The sequence below is a fragment of the Nocardia sp. NPDC050799 genome (assembly GCF_040654015.1).
Taxonomy (GTDB): Bacteria; Actinomycetota; Actinomycetes; order Mycobacteriales; family Mycobacteriaceae; genus Nocardia.
This window is the reverse complement of the sequence record NZ_JBFAHF010000014.1, coordinates 119,713-135,097: the sequence shown is the minus strand read 5'-3', so window position 1 is coordinate 135,097 and position 15,385 is coordinate 119,713. Positions and strand designations below refer to the sequence as shown.

Here is a 15,385-nt window from a genome sequence, read left to right as displayed (position 1 = left end):
TTACCCACGGCCCGGCATATTCGGTTACCTTCGTGTAGGTCTCTGATTTCGCTCGGAATTTGCTATCCCTCGCCGGATGCGGCGGCAAATCGACGAAAAGAGGTCGGCACGAGATGAGCAACGGACAGTTCCTCCATCGGATATGCCGTACGGCTGTACTCGCCGGTATCGCGGCGGCCGCGCTGGCGCCCACAGCGCCCGCGCTGGCCGATCCACTCTGGCCGAACGGGCCGGATGTGCCCGGTGCACCGGCCGTCATCCCGGCCCAGGCGCCCTGCTCACCGGCGGCCCGGGCCTGCCTGCGGCTGTCCAGCAACGAGGTCTGGTTGATGGACGACGGCGACGTCGTCTACGGGCCGACGCCGATGTCGCACGGTATGCAGGGCTACGAGACCCCGCCCGGTGTCTTCCACGTGGCGTTCAAGGAGCTGTACCACTGGAGCACCATGCACAACGCCCCGATGCACTACGCGGTCTTCTTCAACGGCGATATCGCGTTCCACATCGGGCCGGTGGAACACAAATCGCACGGGTGCATCCGGCTGACCGAACCCGGTGCCGTCGCGGTCTACCACTACCTGAACCCGGGTGATGTGGTAGAGGTCGTACCCTGATTGCCGGCTGAGCCGGTCCGGGCCGTGGTGCCCGGACCGGCGACCCGGTACCCGGGTCGCGCGTCCGGTTTCGTACGCTTTCCCCCATGTGGATCATCGTGGCTGTCGCCGTCATCAGTTGTGTGCTCATCGCGATCGGTTTCGCGCTGGGTCTGCCGGACTGAGCTGCCGCCGATCCGCGTAACAGCCCGCCCGCTCCGCAGCGGACGGGCTCTCCGGGTTGCCCGGCGTCCGCCGGATCAGTCGGCGCCGGCCGCGGTGCTGTCCTCCGCCGATTCCCGGTCGGGCCGGTCGACCGCCACCGGGCGCAATAGCGCCCAGGTCACGAAGGCCGCGGCGACCACCACCAGGCCCAGGCCGGCCCACAGGTTCACATTGATACCGCCGGTCTTGGCCTCCTCGTCGACTGTGTCGTGAACGAGTCCGGTGATCACCAGGATGATGCCGTAGAGGCCGAGCAGGCTGCCCACAATGGTGCGGATATCGAAGAGCACGATAGTTGTCCTATCCGGTGACGATATTGAGGACGATCACGAGCGCCAGCGCGATACCCGCCAGCAGGACCGGGCGCTGATACCAGGGCAGGGTGGCGGCCTCGGGGTCCGTGCGCAGCTCGCGCGGTGTCTCCGAGTAGACCAGTCCGACCAGCTCGGCGGCCGGTTTCGGCGCGGTCACCAGCGTCACGGCCACGCTGACCAGGATATCCACCACGAAGGCCGCGCCGGCGGCGACGAAGCTGACGCCCTGGCCCGAGAGCGAGAACACCTCCATCTTGTTCAGCACGAAGATGGTCACCGCCACCGTGGTACCCGCCACCAGACCGGTCCAACCGGCCGTGGGCGTCATGCGTTTCCAGAACATGCCCAGAATGAAGGTGGCGAACAGGGGCGCGTTGAAGAAACTGAACAGCGTCTGCAGGTAGTCCATGATGTTGCTGAACCCGCCGGCGATGAACGCGGTGAAGATGGCGGCGATGGTGGCGCCCACCGTGGCCAGCCGGCCCACCCGCAGGTAGTAGCCGTCGGGTTTGTCCTTGACCACGTACTGCTGCCACAGGTCGATACTGAACACCGTGTTGAACGCCGAGACGTTGGCCGCCATACCGGCCATGAACGCGGCCAGCAGACCGGCCAGGCCCACCCCGAGCAAACCGTTGGGCAGCACGTCCTTCATCAGGTAGAGCAGCGCCTGGTTGTAGGTGACGTCGCTTTCCACATCCGGGTTCGCGGTGACCGCCGCTTTGTACTGGGCCATCTGCGGGACCAGCACCGCGCTGATCATGCCGGGGATGATGACGATCAGCGGAATGAGGATCTTCGGGTACGCGCCGATGATCGGGGTGCGGCGCGCGGCGGCGATGGAATGGGTGGCCAGGGCGCGCTGCACTTCGACGAAGTTGGTGGTCCAGTACCCGAACGAGAGTACGAATCCGAGGCCGAACACGATGCCGAGGATGGACAGGAAATCGTTGGCGAAGCCCGACAGCGCGTTACCCGGCCAGGAGTCCAGCTGTTCGGGGCCGCCGGGGGAAGCGGCAACTTTGTCCTGCAATCCGTCCCAGCCGCCGACCCGGTGCAGGCCGATCAGGGTGAGTGGGAGCAGGGCGGCCACGATGACGAAGAACTGCAGCACCTCGTTGTAGATCGCCGCCGACAATCCGCCCAGGGTGATGTAGGAGAGCACGATGATCGCCGCCGCGATCACCGCGACCCACAGCGGCCAGCCCAGCAGGACATTGAGGATGGTGCCGAGCAGATAGAGGTTGACCCCGGCGATGAGGACCTGGGCCACCGCGAAACTGAGTGCGTTCACCAGATGCGCGCCGGTGCCGAAGCGGCGGCGCATGAACTCCGGCACGCTGCGCACCTTGGAGCCGTAGTAGAACGGCATCATCACCACACCCAGGAAGAGCATGGCCGGGACGGCGCCGATCCAGAAGTAGTGGAAGGCGGGGAAACCGTATTCGGCGCCGTTGGCCGACATGCCCATGATCTCTACCGCGCCGAGGTTGGCCGAGATGAACGCGAGCCCGGTGACCCAGGCCGGTAAGGACCGGCCGGAGAGGAAGAAGTCCATACTCGACGACACCCGTTGCCGGGCGAGTAGCCCGATACCGAGGACGAAGACGAAATAGAGGGCGACGATCGCGTAGTCGACGGGCTGGGCGTCGAGCCGCAGTACCTCGCCTTCCGCGAACAATGAAACGACCTCGTGGGATAGCTCGTGCTGCGACATACGACGTTCTCCTCGAAGCGGTCCCGGACAACCGCGCGCAGCTCGCGTCATCGCTACTACCGATGGCTGGCCGCACTACCAGACCGGCTCTGGTGGATAAAACGTACCGCGCTGGACGGCCGTCCGGGTGCTGTCCGGCGGAATCGGGCGTGTTCGTGGCTACGAGTCCCGGTGGCCGGTCTTCGCCCGACCGCGAGCACAGTGGTGCGGGCGCAGGACTCTCGTGCGCCGTCCCGGGTGTTGCTACCATGGACGGCGGCGCATCCAATCGCACTGTGCGCCAGGGAATTTCAGATGTCTCTGGCGCCGCTGTGGTGTGCGCGGGTTTCGTGGTCACCGAAGTAGGGGTTGCCGTGATTATACGCGTGCAGAGCACCGAATTGTCGGGCGTTCAACGTTTTGTCCGGCGACTCATATCCGATTGGGGCCCGGGCGCCGAGCGGATAGGCGGTGTGGCACTGCTCGGCTCGCCGCAACCGCGTTCGCGCCGCCGGGCCGCGCCGGACACCGACCTGCTGGTCTGGACACCGTACGCCTGCACGCTGGTGGTACTGGCCGATTTCGGTTCGGTCCAGCACGGGGTGCTCACCACCGGGCCCACCGGGCGCTGGCAGATCGGTGACGGCGTCGCGGATCTGCGCACCGGGAAGGCCACGCCGAATCCGATACTGCGCGGGCGCAAAGTGCGCAACGAGCTGGCCGCGCTCTTCCGGCGGCACGGACTGTCCGAACATATCGATGTTCTCGTGGTGCTGATCCCCAAGACCGGCTCCCGGATCAGCTGGACGCCGCCTCCGCCGGAGGACGGTATCGAGACCGTTCTGGTCCGGATCGGGCGATCCGCGGGGTTGGCGGAGTATTTCGAGCGTGCGGCCACCGGACCGGGGCGCTGGCGCGGCGAGGACCTCGCGCGGGCCTTCGAAATCTTGGGAGCAGCACGGTATCTGCCCGATCCGGACGCACTCGACGAGGAGGGGTTCTTCTTCGCGCCCGGCAGCGCCGCCGGTATCCGGGCCGCGGCGGGCGGATCGTCGGAGCCGGTGGCCTCGGGCGCACCGCGCTCTGTCGCGGCGATATCCGCGGCGTCCGCCCTGCTCCGAGCACGAGGCGTCACCGGAGACTTCGTGGCTTCGCCGCGGGGTGCGTCCGCGGAACAGGGTCACCGCTCCGCCCCGCCGATCCGGCATTCGGACGCCCCGCCCGCACCGGGTACGTATCCGGAGCGTGGCGACGTCATCCGGGGAACCGGCGAGGGCTCCGCTGATTCCGGGGAGCCGCCGATCGGAGACGAGTACCGGCCGGAGAGCGATGCGGCGAGCTCGGCCGGTACGCGGGCCACGAGTATCCCGATCCGCGGTCGGACCGACTCGGATCAACGGGTTCCCGGCACGGATGCCGGGGCGGAGGATGGTCTCGGACGCCCGGCCGCGATCTCGGCGGCGGTCGCCTCGTCGGCGGCGCGAGAGTCCGCTGGGAGATTCTCGGATGTCAGGGGCACCGTCACCGGCCGAGGTCGGGGCGACGGTGTATCCGGTGGCGCGCCGGCGGAACCGCGGCAGCGGCACGGAATCCTGGATCGAGAGACCGGTCCGGAGCCGATGGTGCAGACCGGCTCGGCGCCGGTACCGGGCGAACACGGTGGCTCGGCGGCTGCCACGGCCGAGCACGGTGGTCCGGCGGCCGCCACGGCGGAGTACCGGAGCGCGATGCCCGAGCCCGCGGTACCGGAGGCGGGGCCGATACGAGAGGGCGGGGAAGTCAACGACTCCGGCGCAGGTCCGGGCCGTACCCCGGTTCGCTCGGCGCTACGCCGCCGGTTGCACGCCGGGGACAGCGGCCGGGTGCAGCGTTCGGCCGGATTCGCGTCGCCTCCGGGCCGATTCGGCGGCAGTGCGGCGGCGCCCGGGGAACAGGCTGTGCCGGACCCGGCGGTGGCGCGCGAAGTCGTCGGTGTGCAAGAGGACCACGAGCCGGACGGCCCCGCCCCTGTCGAGTCCCGCTCGGCCGGGCACGGCGGCCGGGATTTCGCCGATCCGGCGGCCGCCCCCGGGTTCGATCGCGGCCACCGGATCGGCGACCGTGTCCCGGCGCCGGTGCGGCGGGGTCTCGCCGGGCTCCAAGAGATTCCGGCGCGAGCGCGGCGGGCGGCGGCCGGTCCGCGCCCGGCTGCCCGGCCACCGCGGGAGCCCTGGGAGGGGCGCGGCTACGGCGAACCCGCGCGCCGCGGAAGGGACCTGCGGTATCCGGCGGCACTGGGGTTGGCCGGGGTGGTGCTCGCGGCCGTGACGGCGACGGTTTTCGCGGCGTCCGGTTTCGCCCGGTTCGATGTCACCGAATACGGTGCGCTGTGCGCGGGCGGTGAAGGGAACTCCGCCGCCGCACCGTATTCGGCGTCCGGCCCCAGCCCGGTGTATCTCGGCGGGGAACTGGCCGAGTACACGGCGTTCGGGCCTTCCACGGTATGGCGTCCGATCGATTCCGGTGCGGTGCAACTCGTCGCGTGTGCGGGTCAGGAACGGCGTGGGGACCTCGTGCACACCTGCCAGTACCCGCCCGCACCCGGGCAGCCGGTGGGCCGGACCCTCAACCTCTTCACGGCGGTCTATCGCCTCACCGTGTACGAAGCCCGCACCGGTAGCCGGCTGGCCGCGATGGAGATCACCGGTGACGAGTTCGGCACAAACCCTGCTGCCGCGGAACCGGATCCGTGTCGTGCGGCCACCGGCGCGCCCGAGGACGGACTGCCGGGACGCCGGTACAGCCGGCCCTCGCACCAGCAGATCGAACAGGCCCTCACCCCATTTGTGGCACCGGCCGCGCAACGGATCCGGGCCGCACGCTGAGTCGGTACCAGCGGCCGGGCCAGTCGTCGAGGGAGAGGTCGGCGAGGGTGCCGGGCCGGGATATCCCGGCGCAGTCGACGATGGTGTCGAGGGGCCCCGGCGTCCGGCCGCCTGGTGCACCGCGCCGCCTGTCTGCGCCCGAACCGACGGGTGGGCGTTCCTGCAGCCGTTAGGCTCGGGGCACCGCCTAACAACGCCGCACCCGGCACCGGTGCCGGCCCGACCGCAGGAGACGCAGCACAGTGGTCAAAGGTTCGATCCTCATCACCGGCGCGAGTTCGGGCCTGGGCGCCGAAATGGCGCGGCAGTTCGCCGCTGTCGGCTACGACCTGGCCCTGTGCGCTCGGCGCATGGAGCGGCTCGACGAGTTGGCCCGAGAGATCGACGCGGCGCATCCCGGGACCCGGGTGCGGGTCGCCGAACTGGATGTCACCGATTTCGATGCGGTGCCGAAGGTTTTCGACGGTTTCGCGGCCGATCTCGGCCGGATCGACCGGGTGATCGTCAATGCCGGACTCGGCAAGGGGGTGCCGTTCGGGAAGGGCGGCGACCGCCCCAACCGGCAGACCGTCCAGACCAATTTCCTCGGCGCCATGGCCCAGCTGGAGGCGGCCATGCGGATTTTCCGCGCGCAGGGCGGCGGTCATCTCGTGGTGATCTCGTCGATCTCCGCGATCCGCGGTATGCCCAAGACGATGACCGCCTATGCCGCGAGCAAGGCCGGGGTGGCGGCGCTGGCCGAGGGTATCGCGGCCGAACGGGTCCCCGGCGTGGATGTGTCGATCATCTTCCCGGGCTATATCTCCTCGGAGATGAACGACAAAGCCGCACATCCGCCCACCTTCCTGGTCGATACGCGCACCGGGGTGCGTTCCATGGTGTCGGCGATCGAGAAGCGGCGGTTCAAGGCATACTGCCCGGCGTGGCCGTGGGTACCGCTGGCCTACGCGATGAAGGTGCTGCCGCTGTCCATCGTGCGCCGGCTCGCCGGGATCTGAGCGGTTCCGTACGCGGGCCGGCTCATTCCGGCAGCTCGAGTACTGCCACGGCCGCGGAGAGGTCGGTGAGCGCGGCCACGATCTCGGTCAGGCGCTCGATACCGAGTTCGGCGGTGAGCCGGGCGGCGAACTCCGCGTGCCGGGGCGTGATCCGCGCCACGGCGGCATGCCCGGCGGCGGTGATCGCGACCAGTTTGGCGCGGCGGTGCGCCGGATTCGGCCGGTATTCCGCCAGGCCGCGTTCCACCAGCAGGTCGGCGATCCGCTGCACACCCTGCCGGGTGACGCCCATCGCCCGGGCGATGCCGGCCACCGGGAGCGGTTCGTGCAGCACGGCACCCAGCACCTGCCACCAGGCGGCGGTGAGGCCGGCCGGTCCGGCCAGGTTCTCGGCGATCGCGAGAAATTGGCCGTTGAGCCGGAACGAGGTGATGGCAGCCGTGCTGAACAGCTGCTGTTCGGAATTCTGCACGGTACGCCGACCTCAGATCGCCGCCTGCCGCGCCTCGTATTCCGCCAGGACCGCGTAACCCGCCGGATCTCCCGCGCTGAAGAGGCGGTACCAGCCGTCGAGCACCTCGGGTTCGTAGATTTCCAGGGCGGCCAGCACTTCGCGCGCGAACTCGAAGGGCGCGGTGGAATTCGCCGTGATCACCCCGCGGTCGGTGACCGCTGGTTCGTCGATGTAGTGGTCACCGCCCGCATACCCGCTGGCGGCCAGGAATTCGGCGATATTGCTGGTGTGCCGCCGATCGTCGAGCAGGCCCGCCCGCGCGAGGCCGAAGGTGGCGCCGCAGATCGCGGCGACCGGGACGCCGGCCGCGGCGAATTCGCGGGCCTTCTGAGCGAAGGGATCCAGTTCGCCGAGCTCCCAGCCGGTGGCGCCCGGCAGGATGAGCATGGCGCTGTCGGCCGGGGTGAGCTCGGCCAGCGCGATATCGGGCACGATCCGCATGCCGCCCATCGTGGTGACCGGCTCGGTGCTCACGCCGACGGTACGGGTGCGGTAGGCGCCCGGTTCGCGGTGCCAGGCGTCGTTGTTGATATGCGCGGTGGCGGCGCCCACTTCCCAGTCGGCGAGAGTGTCGAAGACGGCCACGTGCACGATTTTCGGAGTCATGACAACATCCTGTCAATACGACATCATATTGTCAATATGGATCAGACGCGCGGCCTACCGCCCACCACCCCGTCGCGTTCCAGAGCCGCCACCTCCGCCGTGCTGTAGCCGAGTTCGGCCAGGACCGCGTGGTTGTCCTGGCCGAGTAGCGGGGCGTGGGCACGGTGGTAGCGACCGGGACCGGCGGAATAGCGAGCGGGGACCGTGCTGTGCCGCGCGGTCGGATTCACCGGATGCGCGACGGGTTCGAAGAACTCGCGGTGGCGCAACTGGGGGATCTCCGACTGGCGGTGTGGCTGTAGCACTTCGGCCACCGGTATTCCGGCGTCCCAGAGCCGGGCGACGACCGCACCGGCTTCCTGACCGGCGAACCACTCCGCGAGGTGGTCGTCGATCGCGTCGTGGTGGGCCCGGCGGCCCGCGGCCGTGCGCAGTCCGGGGTCGGTCGCCCAGGCGGGCCGCCCCAGGACGTCCACGAGCGCGGCCCACTGCTCGTCGGTGGCGACGGCGAGGGCGATCCAGTTGTCCGGCCGGCCGAATTCGTCGAATCCGGCGGCCCGGTAGAGGTTCTGCGGGGCGGCGTGCGGACCCCGGTTGCCGGCGCGTTCCAGCAGCGCACCGTAAGCGGAGTATTCGATGACCTGCTCGGCGGTGATGTTCAGGGCGGCGTCGACCATGGCCGCCTCCACCAGCACTCCTTCACCGGTGCGGCGCCGGTGTTCCAGGGCCAGCAGCAGGGCGACGAGGGCGTGTACGCCGGCGTTCGGGTCGCCGAGACTGTAGGGCTCGACCGGGTTCTGGTCCGGGTATCCGGTACGCGCGGTGAGCCCGGAGGCGTCCTCGATCACGTAGGCGAAGGCCGGATTGTCGCGCCAGGGACCGTCGAGACCGAACCCCGGCATCCGGACCATGACGGCATCGGGGCGCAACGCCCGCACGGCGTCCCAGTCGAGACCGATCTGCTCGATCACCCGCGGCGTGTAGTTCTCCACGAGCACCTCGCAGGAGGCGACCAGCCTGCGCAGGATCTCGCGCCCGGCCGGCTCCCGGAAATCGACGGTGATCCCGCGCTTTCCGGTGTTGAGGCCGGTGAAGATACCCGACTTCTCCCACCACCGGTCCTCGTCGACCGGCACTCCGGCGATGAGCCTGGTCCCGTCCGGACGCTGGGCCGATTCGACATGGATCACCTCCGCACCCTGCATCGCCAGGAAATGGGTGCACGACGGTCCCGCCCAGAACGTGGTCATATCGAGTACCCGCAGACCCTGGAACGGCAGCGGTTTCGCGGTGGCGGCGCCGGCCGGGACCGCGCGGGTGGGTGATCCGGCGCGGCGGTACCGCTCGGTGTGCTCGCCCAGCCGCGGCGCCGCCGCCGGTTCGCGCAACAGCGCCGGCCGGAACCGGAACGGCGGCCCGGGGCGGACGAATCCGCCGCCCGGGTGCACCGTGAAGAAGTCGCGGGCGCGGTGCTGATCCAGCTCGGTGACGGTGGCGCCGTCGGCCACCGGACTGTTCGGGATCCGGAACGCCGTGGCCAGCTCCTGGATCTCGTCGACCTTGTGCGCCGCGAACCAGGCGGCGATCTCGGCCGCTTTCTCGTTGGTGCGTTCGGTGATGGCGGGAGTCGGGTCCTCCTCGATCCATTCGGGATGCCCGACCATGACACACAGATCGAACCATTGCTGCGCGGTACCGCATCCCACCGCGATCAGGCCGTCGGCGGCGGTGGCCACCCCGGGCCGGCTCAGCCGGCGCTGGGTGCGGAACGGGCGGTTCAGCGTCTCGTAGAAGGACACCGGATAGTAGGAGAGCCCGAGGATCTGGGTTTCCAGCATCGACAGGTCGACCAGTTCACCGGTGCCCGTGGCGAGGGCGCGCTGCCGGGCGGTGAGGAGGGCGGCCGCCGCGTGCGCGCCGGCGAACCATTCGCCGACATCGCCGCCGATGTGCAGCGGGGCCCGCTCGGGCGCGCCGCGGCCGAGGCCGACGATACCGCCCGACCAGGCCTGCAGCGTGAACTCCGTGGCGGGCCGCCCGGCCCACGGGCCGTCCAGGCCGAACGGCGTGATCGTGGTGACGACGAGATGGGGATGGCGGTCGCGCAGTGCGGCGGGAACGTGCTCGCGCCGGTCGGCGGTGCCGGGCCCGGGGGACCAGACGACCGCGTCGGCCCCCGCGAGCAGCCGGTCGAGCAGGTCGCCGTCCGCGGCGCTGCGCGGATCGGCCACCACGCTGTGGGAGTGACCGGCGAGGAATGCGAAGAGCGCGCCGTCGGCGCCGTCGTCGAGGGCCGCCCCGGAGATCGTCCGGCGGCGCAGCGGGTTGCCCTCCGGTGGTTCGACCGCGATCACCCGGGCCCCGGCGTCGGCGAGGAGTTTGGTGCAGTACGCGCCGGCGATCCCGCTCGACAGATCGACCACGCCGTAACCCGCCAGCGGTGACATTTCCGGGGGGCCGTATCGGCCCGGTGCCCGATTCGCTGTCATAACTCTCTCGATTCCTGAGCCGGGACTGCGACGTGGCGAACCCCGGAGACCACGCTGCACCCGCACTGTGGTGCGGGTGCAGCACACCGGCACGCCCGGGCCGGTGCGGTCGATCCCCCGGGAATGCGGACGCGGTCCGCTATTCCTTCTTCAAGCGACCCGATTTGCTCAACCGGAATTCCGGCGGGAATCGGCTGTCGTTGTCCTTCACCGAGTTGTTCAGGCCGCCGTCGAACGCGTTGTCCAGCATCAGATCGTTGTCGTCGGCGTGGATATGGCCGCCCATGGATTCGAAGAATCCGCTGAGCAGGCTGCCCATGTACTCACCCTGCTGCTGTTTCATGATCTCGAAGAAGACCTTCTGCATGAACACCGTGTCCGTGGGCCGGTTGCGCGCGCAGGCCAGTGCGTACTTGTCGGTCTCCGCCTCGAGGTCCGCCCGCGGCACGACACTGTTGAGGAAATTGCATTCGGCCATCTCCGCGGCGGAGAAGGCCCGGCCGGTGAACACCATTTCCTGGAACTTGCGCAGGCCCATGGTCTGCGCCCAGGTCCACATCCGCGGACCCCAGCCGTAGTAGCGGAACGATGGATGCCCGAACAGCGCGTCGTCGGCGGAGATCACCAGATCGGCGTCGGCGGCCTGGTAGAAGTGCCAGCCGTAGCAGTAGCCCTTGACCTCGACAATGCTGATCTTCTTGAACTCCTGCAGGCTCCGGCAGCCCGCCTGGGCATTGGCGTACCACTGACTGATGCTGGCGCCGTGCCGGAACGATTCCTTGGGCGGATACCTGACCTCGTCGGGCCCGATCTTGTATTCGCTGAGCCGCGGTCCCTGGTTCGGGTCGTTCTGCACCGCCATGAACTCGCCGAGATCGGCACCGGACCCGAAATCGTCACCCGCGCCCCGGATAACCAGCACCTTGACCTCGTCGTCGATGCTCGCCCGGTGGATCAGGTCGCCGTAGCGGAGGCGGGCGGCCATGGTCGGGGCATTGAGTTGATCGGGCCGGTCGAAGGTGATGGTCGCGATGCGGGTCGCGGGGTCCTTCGCGTACCGGATGATCTCCTCGGCGGTGGGCTGCGCGGGGCCGGTCGCCCGGGCGCCCCCGTCGTCGTCGGCGTGGATTTCGTTGCCGGGGGTACGGATGGTCATCGCGGCTCCCAGTGCGGGCTCGAGGTCAGGATCTGCGGGCCGTCCGCGCCGACGAGTACGGCGTCGCGGCCGAATACCGCGCCCACTCCCTCGGCCCAGACATAACCGGTCACGGCGAGCACCATGCCGGGTTCGAGGATCTCGGCCTCCGCCGTGCGCCGCAGGGCCGGCGCGACGACCGGCGGGTCGAAACCCATACCGAGACCGCGGGCCACGGGCAGGACCGGGAGCGGTTCGCCGGCGGAGAGATAGGCGTCGAGCAGCCCGGCCGCGGGAGCGCCCGGCCGGCAGGCCGCGACGAGACCGTCCCACAGCCGGTGCCAGCGGCCGTAGAGTTTCGCCGTCGCCGGAGTCACCGGCCCGACCGGCCAGGTGCGCCCGACCTCCCCGATATATCCATCGGCGAGGACACCGGAGGAGAAGGCGACCAGATCGCCCTCCTGGACTCGCCGGTCCGCGGTGGCCCGCCGCCACGGATGATCCCGGGCGGTCACCCACGTCGCGTCCTGCGTGGCGGGGGTGCTCACCCCGCCCGCCGCACACGCTTCGAGCAGGACCCCGGCCAGCCCCTGTTCGGTGACCCCGGGCGCGAGTTCGGCCAGTCCGGCGGCGAGCCCCTGCTCGGCGACCCGCAGTCCGGCGCGCAGGGTATCGATCTCATCCGCGGTCTTGATCCGCCGGGCCGCCCGGAAGGCCAGCTCACCGTCGACGATCTCGGCGTTCGGGAACGCGGTGGGCAGCAGCTCGGCGAAACCGGGGGACAGTGCATCGGTCCCGACGCGCCGGGCGTCGGCCGCACCGTCGATATCTCGCAGCACCGCGACGAGATTGCGGGGATCCCAGAGGGTCTCGTAGAGGTTCTCGTGCGGAATATCCTCGGGGATCCCCTCGTCCCAGGTGCTGTGCAGATGGACCGCGCCGGTACGCCGTACGAGCAGGGCCACCGGCCCGAACGGCCGGGTGCCCGCCACCCACAGCTGGGGCGCGCCGGAGAGGTAGCGGGCATTGGCCTGCCGTCCGGCGATGAGTACATCGAGGTCGTGGGCGTGCATCTGTGCCAGCACGCGCTCGCGGCGTCCCACCCGCAGCGCGCGATCGTCCGGCAGGATCTCAATCGCCATAGGGGGCATAGGTGTAGTCGGTGAGAGGCGCGAAGCCTCCGTCGGTAACCACCACGATCTCCTCACTGCGGTAGCCGCCGGTGCCGTCCTCCCACACCACGGGTTCGAGGACCAGCACCATGCCGGATCGGAGCACGAAGTTCTCGTCGAATTCGGCGCCGAGATCGGTGCCGATCATCGGCACCTCGGCGGCGCTCACGCCGATACCGTGCGATATGTAGAAATGGGGGAGCCAGGGGCGGTGCCCCCCGGCCGCCGCGGTGGCCGCAGCACCGAGTTCGGCCGCGGCCGCGCCGGGCCGGATCTGCGCGAGTACCGCGTCCAGAATCTCCCGCCAGCTCCGGAATTGCGCCTGCTGGCGCGGTGTCGGATCCCGGCCGACGATCCAGGTGCGGCCGAAATCCGAGCAGTAACCGTTGTAGGTGATGCTGACATCGGTCCACAGCACGTCACCGGCCGCGAGTTCCCGCTCGGTGGTGAGCAGCGGCAACGCGAGATCACCGTGCTTGGTCCAGACACCGTCGGCCTTGGTTTCCGGCATGACCTGCCAGATGGCGTCGAGCATGGTGGCGGTGGCGCCGAGCTCGAACGCGCGTCGCACGAACACCGCGGACAGGTCGATCTGGCGCTGCCCGGGCGCGAGTCCGGTGTGGATATCGACGATCGCTTCCTCGGTGATCCGGCAGGCCTTGCGGATACAGGACAGCTCGTCGGCGGTTTTGATCAGTTTCGCCGGCCCGATGACCGTGGCGGCGTCCACCGGTTTCCCACCCGGGAAGAGCCGGTCGCGCGCCCGCAGCATGGCGCCGGTGTACTCGTCCACCGCGAAGGTGGACCCGGCGGGCACCAGTTCGGCCAGTTTCCGTGCGAAATCCGTGACGCCCTCATCGAATTCGAGATACACCGGCGGATGCAGATGGTCCTCGGGCAGTTCGGTTTCGGCCGCGGCGCCGGCCCGGAAGGGCAGGAACAGATGTGGCCATTCGTCGTGCACCGTGACCACGGCGACCGGTCGCTCGACGTGGGCGAGGCCGGCGTCGCCGAGCGGCCAGTTGGCGCCGGTCGCGTAGACGACATTGTTGTTCAGCAGCAGGATCGCCGCGTCCACTCCGCGTTCGGCCATGGCCGAACGCAGGCGGGCCCCGGTCTCCCGGCGCATCCGGGCACGATCCGGGAGGTCGGGTATGTCGATCGCCGCGCTGGTCGCGGCGGGGAATGCGGTCATCGAAATTGGTCCTTCTCGCCCTCGGCGCTGCGGCCCGGTCTAGATACCCAGGAATTCCTTGATGTTCCCGCTCACGATGCGCGCGGCGTCCCCGGGACCGACCGCCTCGACGACCGCGGCCAGCGACTGCTCGGAGTAGCCGAAGGTGCTCTCGTTGTGCGGATAGTCCGAGGACCACATCACCCGGTCGACACCGATCTGGTCGATGACGGCCAGACCCAGCGGGTCCACCATGAACGAGGCCCGCATATGGTTCTGCCAGTAGTGGCGGACCTCGTGTTCCACCGGGCGGTTGTACATGTGCCGGTAGGACGCGTTCATATGCTCGGCGTCCTGGAGGGCCGAGGCGACCCAGTTGATCCCGCCCTCGAACCAGCCGATCTGCAGACCCGGGTGGCGGTCGATGATCCCGCTGAAGAGGTACTTGGAGAACAGCTCCCGGAAGGGGGCCACATTGTGCATCATGCCGACCACGACACTGTTCACCTCGCACGGGGCGGACAGCGGGGATTCGCCGATATGGTGCGATACCGGTACCTCGGATTCCTCGATGGCGTCCCAGACGCCGATCATCGAGGTGCTGCCGTAGTCGATGACATTGCCGTCGTCGTCTTTGCCGGCCGACAGCGGCAGCAGGAACGTTGTGAGGCCCAGCGCCTTCAACTCGGTCAGGGTGCGGCGCGCTCCGTCGGCGTCCCACCAGTTGATCAGGCCGACGCCGTACAGCGTGCCGCCGGAGCGCTCCTGCACCTCGGCGATGTACTCGTTGTAGATACGGAAACAGCGCTCCCGCACCGCCTTGTCGGGATAGAAGAGCAGCGCCAGCAGCGAATTGGGGAAGGCCAGTTCCTTGTCGATCCCGTCGGCGCGCAGATCCGCCGCCCGGGCTTCGAGGTTGGTGCTCCCGGAGCCGTCGAGGGGGTCGTACTGCATCAGCACCCGGCTGAAATCGCCCGGCAGGAACGACTTTCCCTTGCGCCCGATCTGGTACGCCCCGTCCTCGTACCACACCCGGGGCGCCTTGTCCCGGAGCTCCTCGGGGAACCGTTCGTAGAAGATGTCGTCCGCGAGGGAGATGTGATTGTCGGCGGAGAAGACCTGGGTGCCGGCGGGGAGTCCGAGTGTGCCCTCGGCATGGCCCCGGCGATCCTTCGGCGGGCCGAAACCCTGCGGCGGGTAGAGCTGGGCACTGCTGGGCGAAGTCGGCATCGTGACCCTCCAATGGATCGTTTGATTCGCGAATCTGCCGTCGGCGGTCGTGATCCCGGGCTGCCGTTGCCGTCGCGATGTCATGCCGATTCCGTATAGCCGGTCGACTTCGGGGGATCGGTACTGTGCGCGGCCGGGTTCCGGTGGTCACCCGTCAAGCTGAAAACGACATTATCACAATAGGAGAGTGGCGTTCTACGGGTGGCCCTGGATTCGCCGGTTCCGCTGCGGCTAGTCAGGGAGAATGCTATTTTCATCAAGGGTCCACGCCGGGCCGCGCAATAGTTGCGCTCGGTGGATTCCGGATCGGTCGCGACCGCGATTCGCCTGTGAAGACCCATTGCCGGGGCAACTTCCCTGTAACTCTTGTCACAG

The 15,385-nt window shown here is 69.1% G+C and carries 12 protein-coding genes; 3 read left to right on the top strand and 9 right to left on the bottom strand.

All coding sequences use genetic code 11. The annotated features are described in order from the left end of the window. Window positions 1–113: 113 nt before the first annotated feature. The gene (locus AB0H42_RS16865) at window positions 114–614 is read left to right on the top strand and encodes a L,D-transpeptidase (RefSeq protein WP_357056388.1); all 501 of its coding nucleotides are present in this window, start codon (window positions 114–116) and stop codon (window positions 612–614) included. Between the two features lie 239 nt (window positions 615–853). Here the strand turns inward: AB0H42_RS16865 and AB0H42_RS16860 are convergent, their stop codons facing one another. Both AB0H42_RS16860 and AB0H42_RS16855 read right to left on the bottom strand, forming a co-directional pair. Further along, complete coding sequence (locus AB0H42_RS16860) at window positions 854–1,108, bottom strand: hypothetical protein (RefSeq protein WP_357056385.1); 255 nt, start codon at window positions 1,106–1,108, stop codon at window positions 854–856. A gap of 10 nt (window positions 1,109–1,118) precedes the next feature. Next, window positions 1,119–2,849, bottom strand: coding sequence for a sodium:solute symporter family protein (locus AB0H42_RS16855; protein WP_357056382.1), 1,731 nt, complete (start codon window positions 2,847–2,849; stop codon window positions 1,119–1,121). A gap of 452 nt (window positions 2,850–3,301) precedes the next feature. On the opposite strand from AB0H42_RS16855, the gene AB0H42_RS16850 reads away from it, so the two are divergent. Further along, window positions 3,302–5,692, top strand: a complete 2,391-nt coding sequence (locus tag AB0H42_RS16850) for a hypothetical protein (RefSeq protein ID WP_357056379.1) — start codon at window positions 3,302–3,304, stop codon at window positions 5,690–5,692. A 242-nt stretch (window positions 5,693–5,934) separates the two neighbouring features. After that, window positions 5,935–6,690, top strand: coding sequence for an SDR family oxidoreductase (locus tag AB0H42_RS16845; protein WP_357056376.1), 756 nt, complete (start codon window positions 5,935–5,937; stop codon window positions 6,688–6,690). Between the two features lie 22 nt (window positions 6,691–6,712). On the opposite strand, the gene AB0H42_RS16840 is transcribed toward AB0H42_RS16845, so the two are convergent. From AB0H42_RS16840 to AB0H42_RS16810, 7 genes are all read right to left on the bottom strand, one after another. After that, a complete protein-coding gene (locus AB0H42_RS16840) occupies window positions 6,713–7,162 on the bottom strand; it encodes a MarR family transcriptional regulator (RefSeq protein ID WP_357056373.1) in 450 nt (149 codons plus the stop codon). A gap of 12 nt (window positions 7,163–7,174) precedes the next feature. Then, window positions 7,175–7,810: a type 1 glutamine amidotransferase family protein gene (locus AB0H42_RS16835; protein WP_357056370.1), complete on the bottom strand. Its 636-nt coding sequence runs from the start codon at window positions 7,808–7,810 to the stop codon at window positions 7,175–7,177. A gap of 41 nt (window positions 7,811–7,851) precedes the next feature. Continuing rightward, window positions 7,852–10,257, bottom strand: coding sequence for a CoA transferase (locus AB0H42_RS16830; RefSeq protein WP_357056511.1), 2,406 nt, complete (start codon window positions 10,255–10,257; stop codon window positions 7,852–7,854). A 181-nt stretch (window positions 10,258–10,438) separates the two neighbouring features. Continuing rightward, a complete protein-coding gene (locus tag AB0H42_RS16825) occupies window positions 10,439–11,455 on the bottom strand; it encodes an enoyl-CoA hydratase/isomerase family protein (protein WP_357056367.1) in 1,017 nt (338 codons plus the stop codon). Further along, window positions 11,452–12,576, bottom strand: coding sequence for a M24 family metallopeptidase (locus AB0H42_RS16820; protein ID WP_357056364.1), 1,125 nt, complete (start codon window positions 12,574–12,576; stop codon window positions 11,452–11,454). The genes AB0H42_RS16825 and AB0H42_RS16820 overlap by 4 nt, the downstream gene beginning before the upstream one ends. Then, a complete protein-coding gene (locus tag AB0H42_RS16815) occupies window positions 12,566–13,801 on the bottom strand; it encodes a M24 family metallopeptidase (protein ID WP_357056361.1) in 1,236 nt (411 codons plus the stop codon). Before AB0H42_RS16815 ends, AB0H42_RS16820 begins: the two co-directional genes overlap by 11 nt. A gap of 39 nt (window positions 13,802–13,840) precedes the next feature. After that, entirely contained in the window at window positions 13,841–15,010 is a 1,170-nt protein-coding gene (locus tag AB0H42_RS16810; protein WP_357056358.1) for an amidohydrolase family protein, read from the bottom strand. Window positions 15,011–15,385 lie beyond the last annotated feature (375 nt).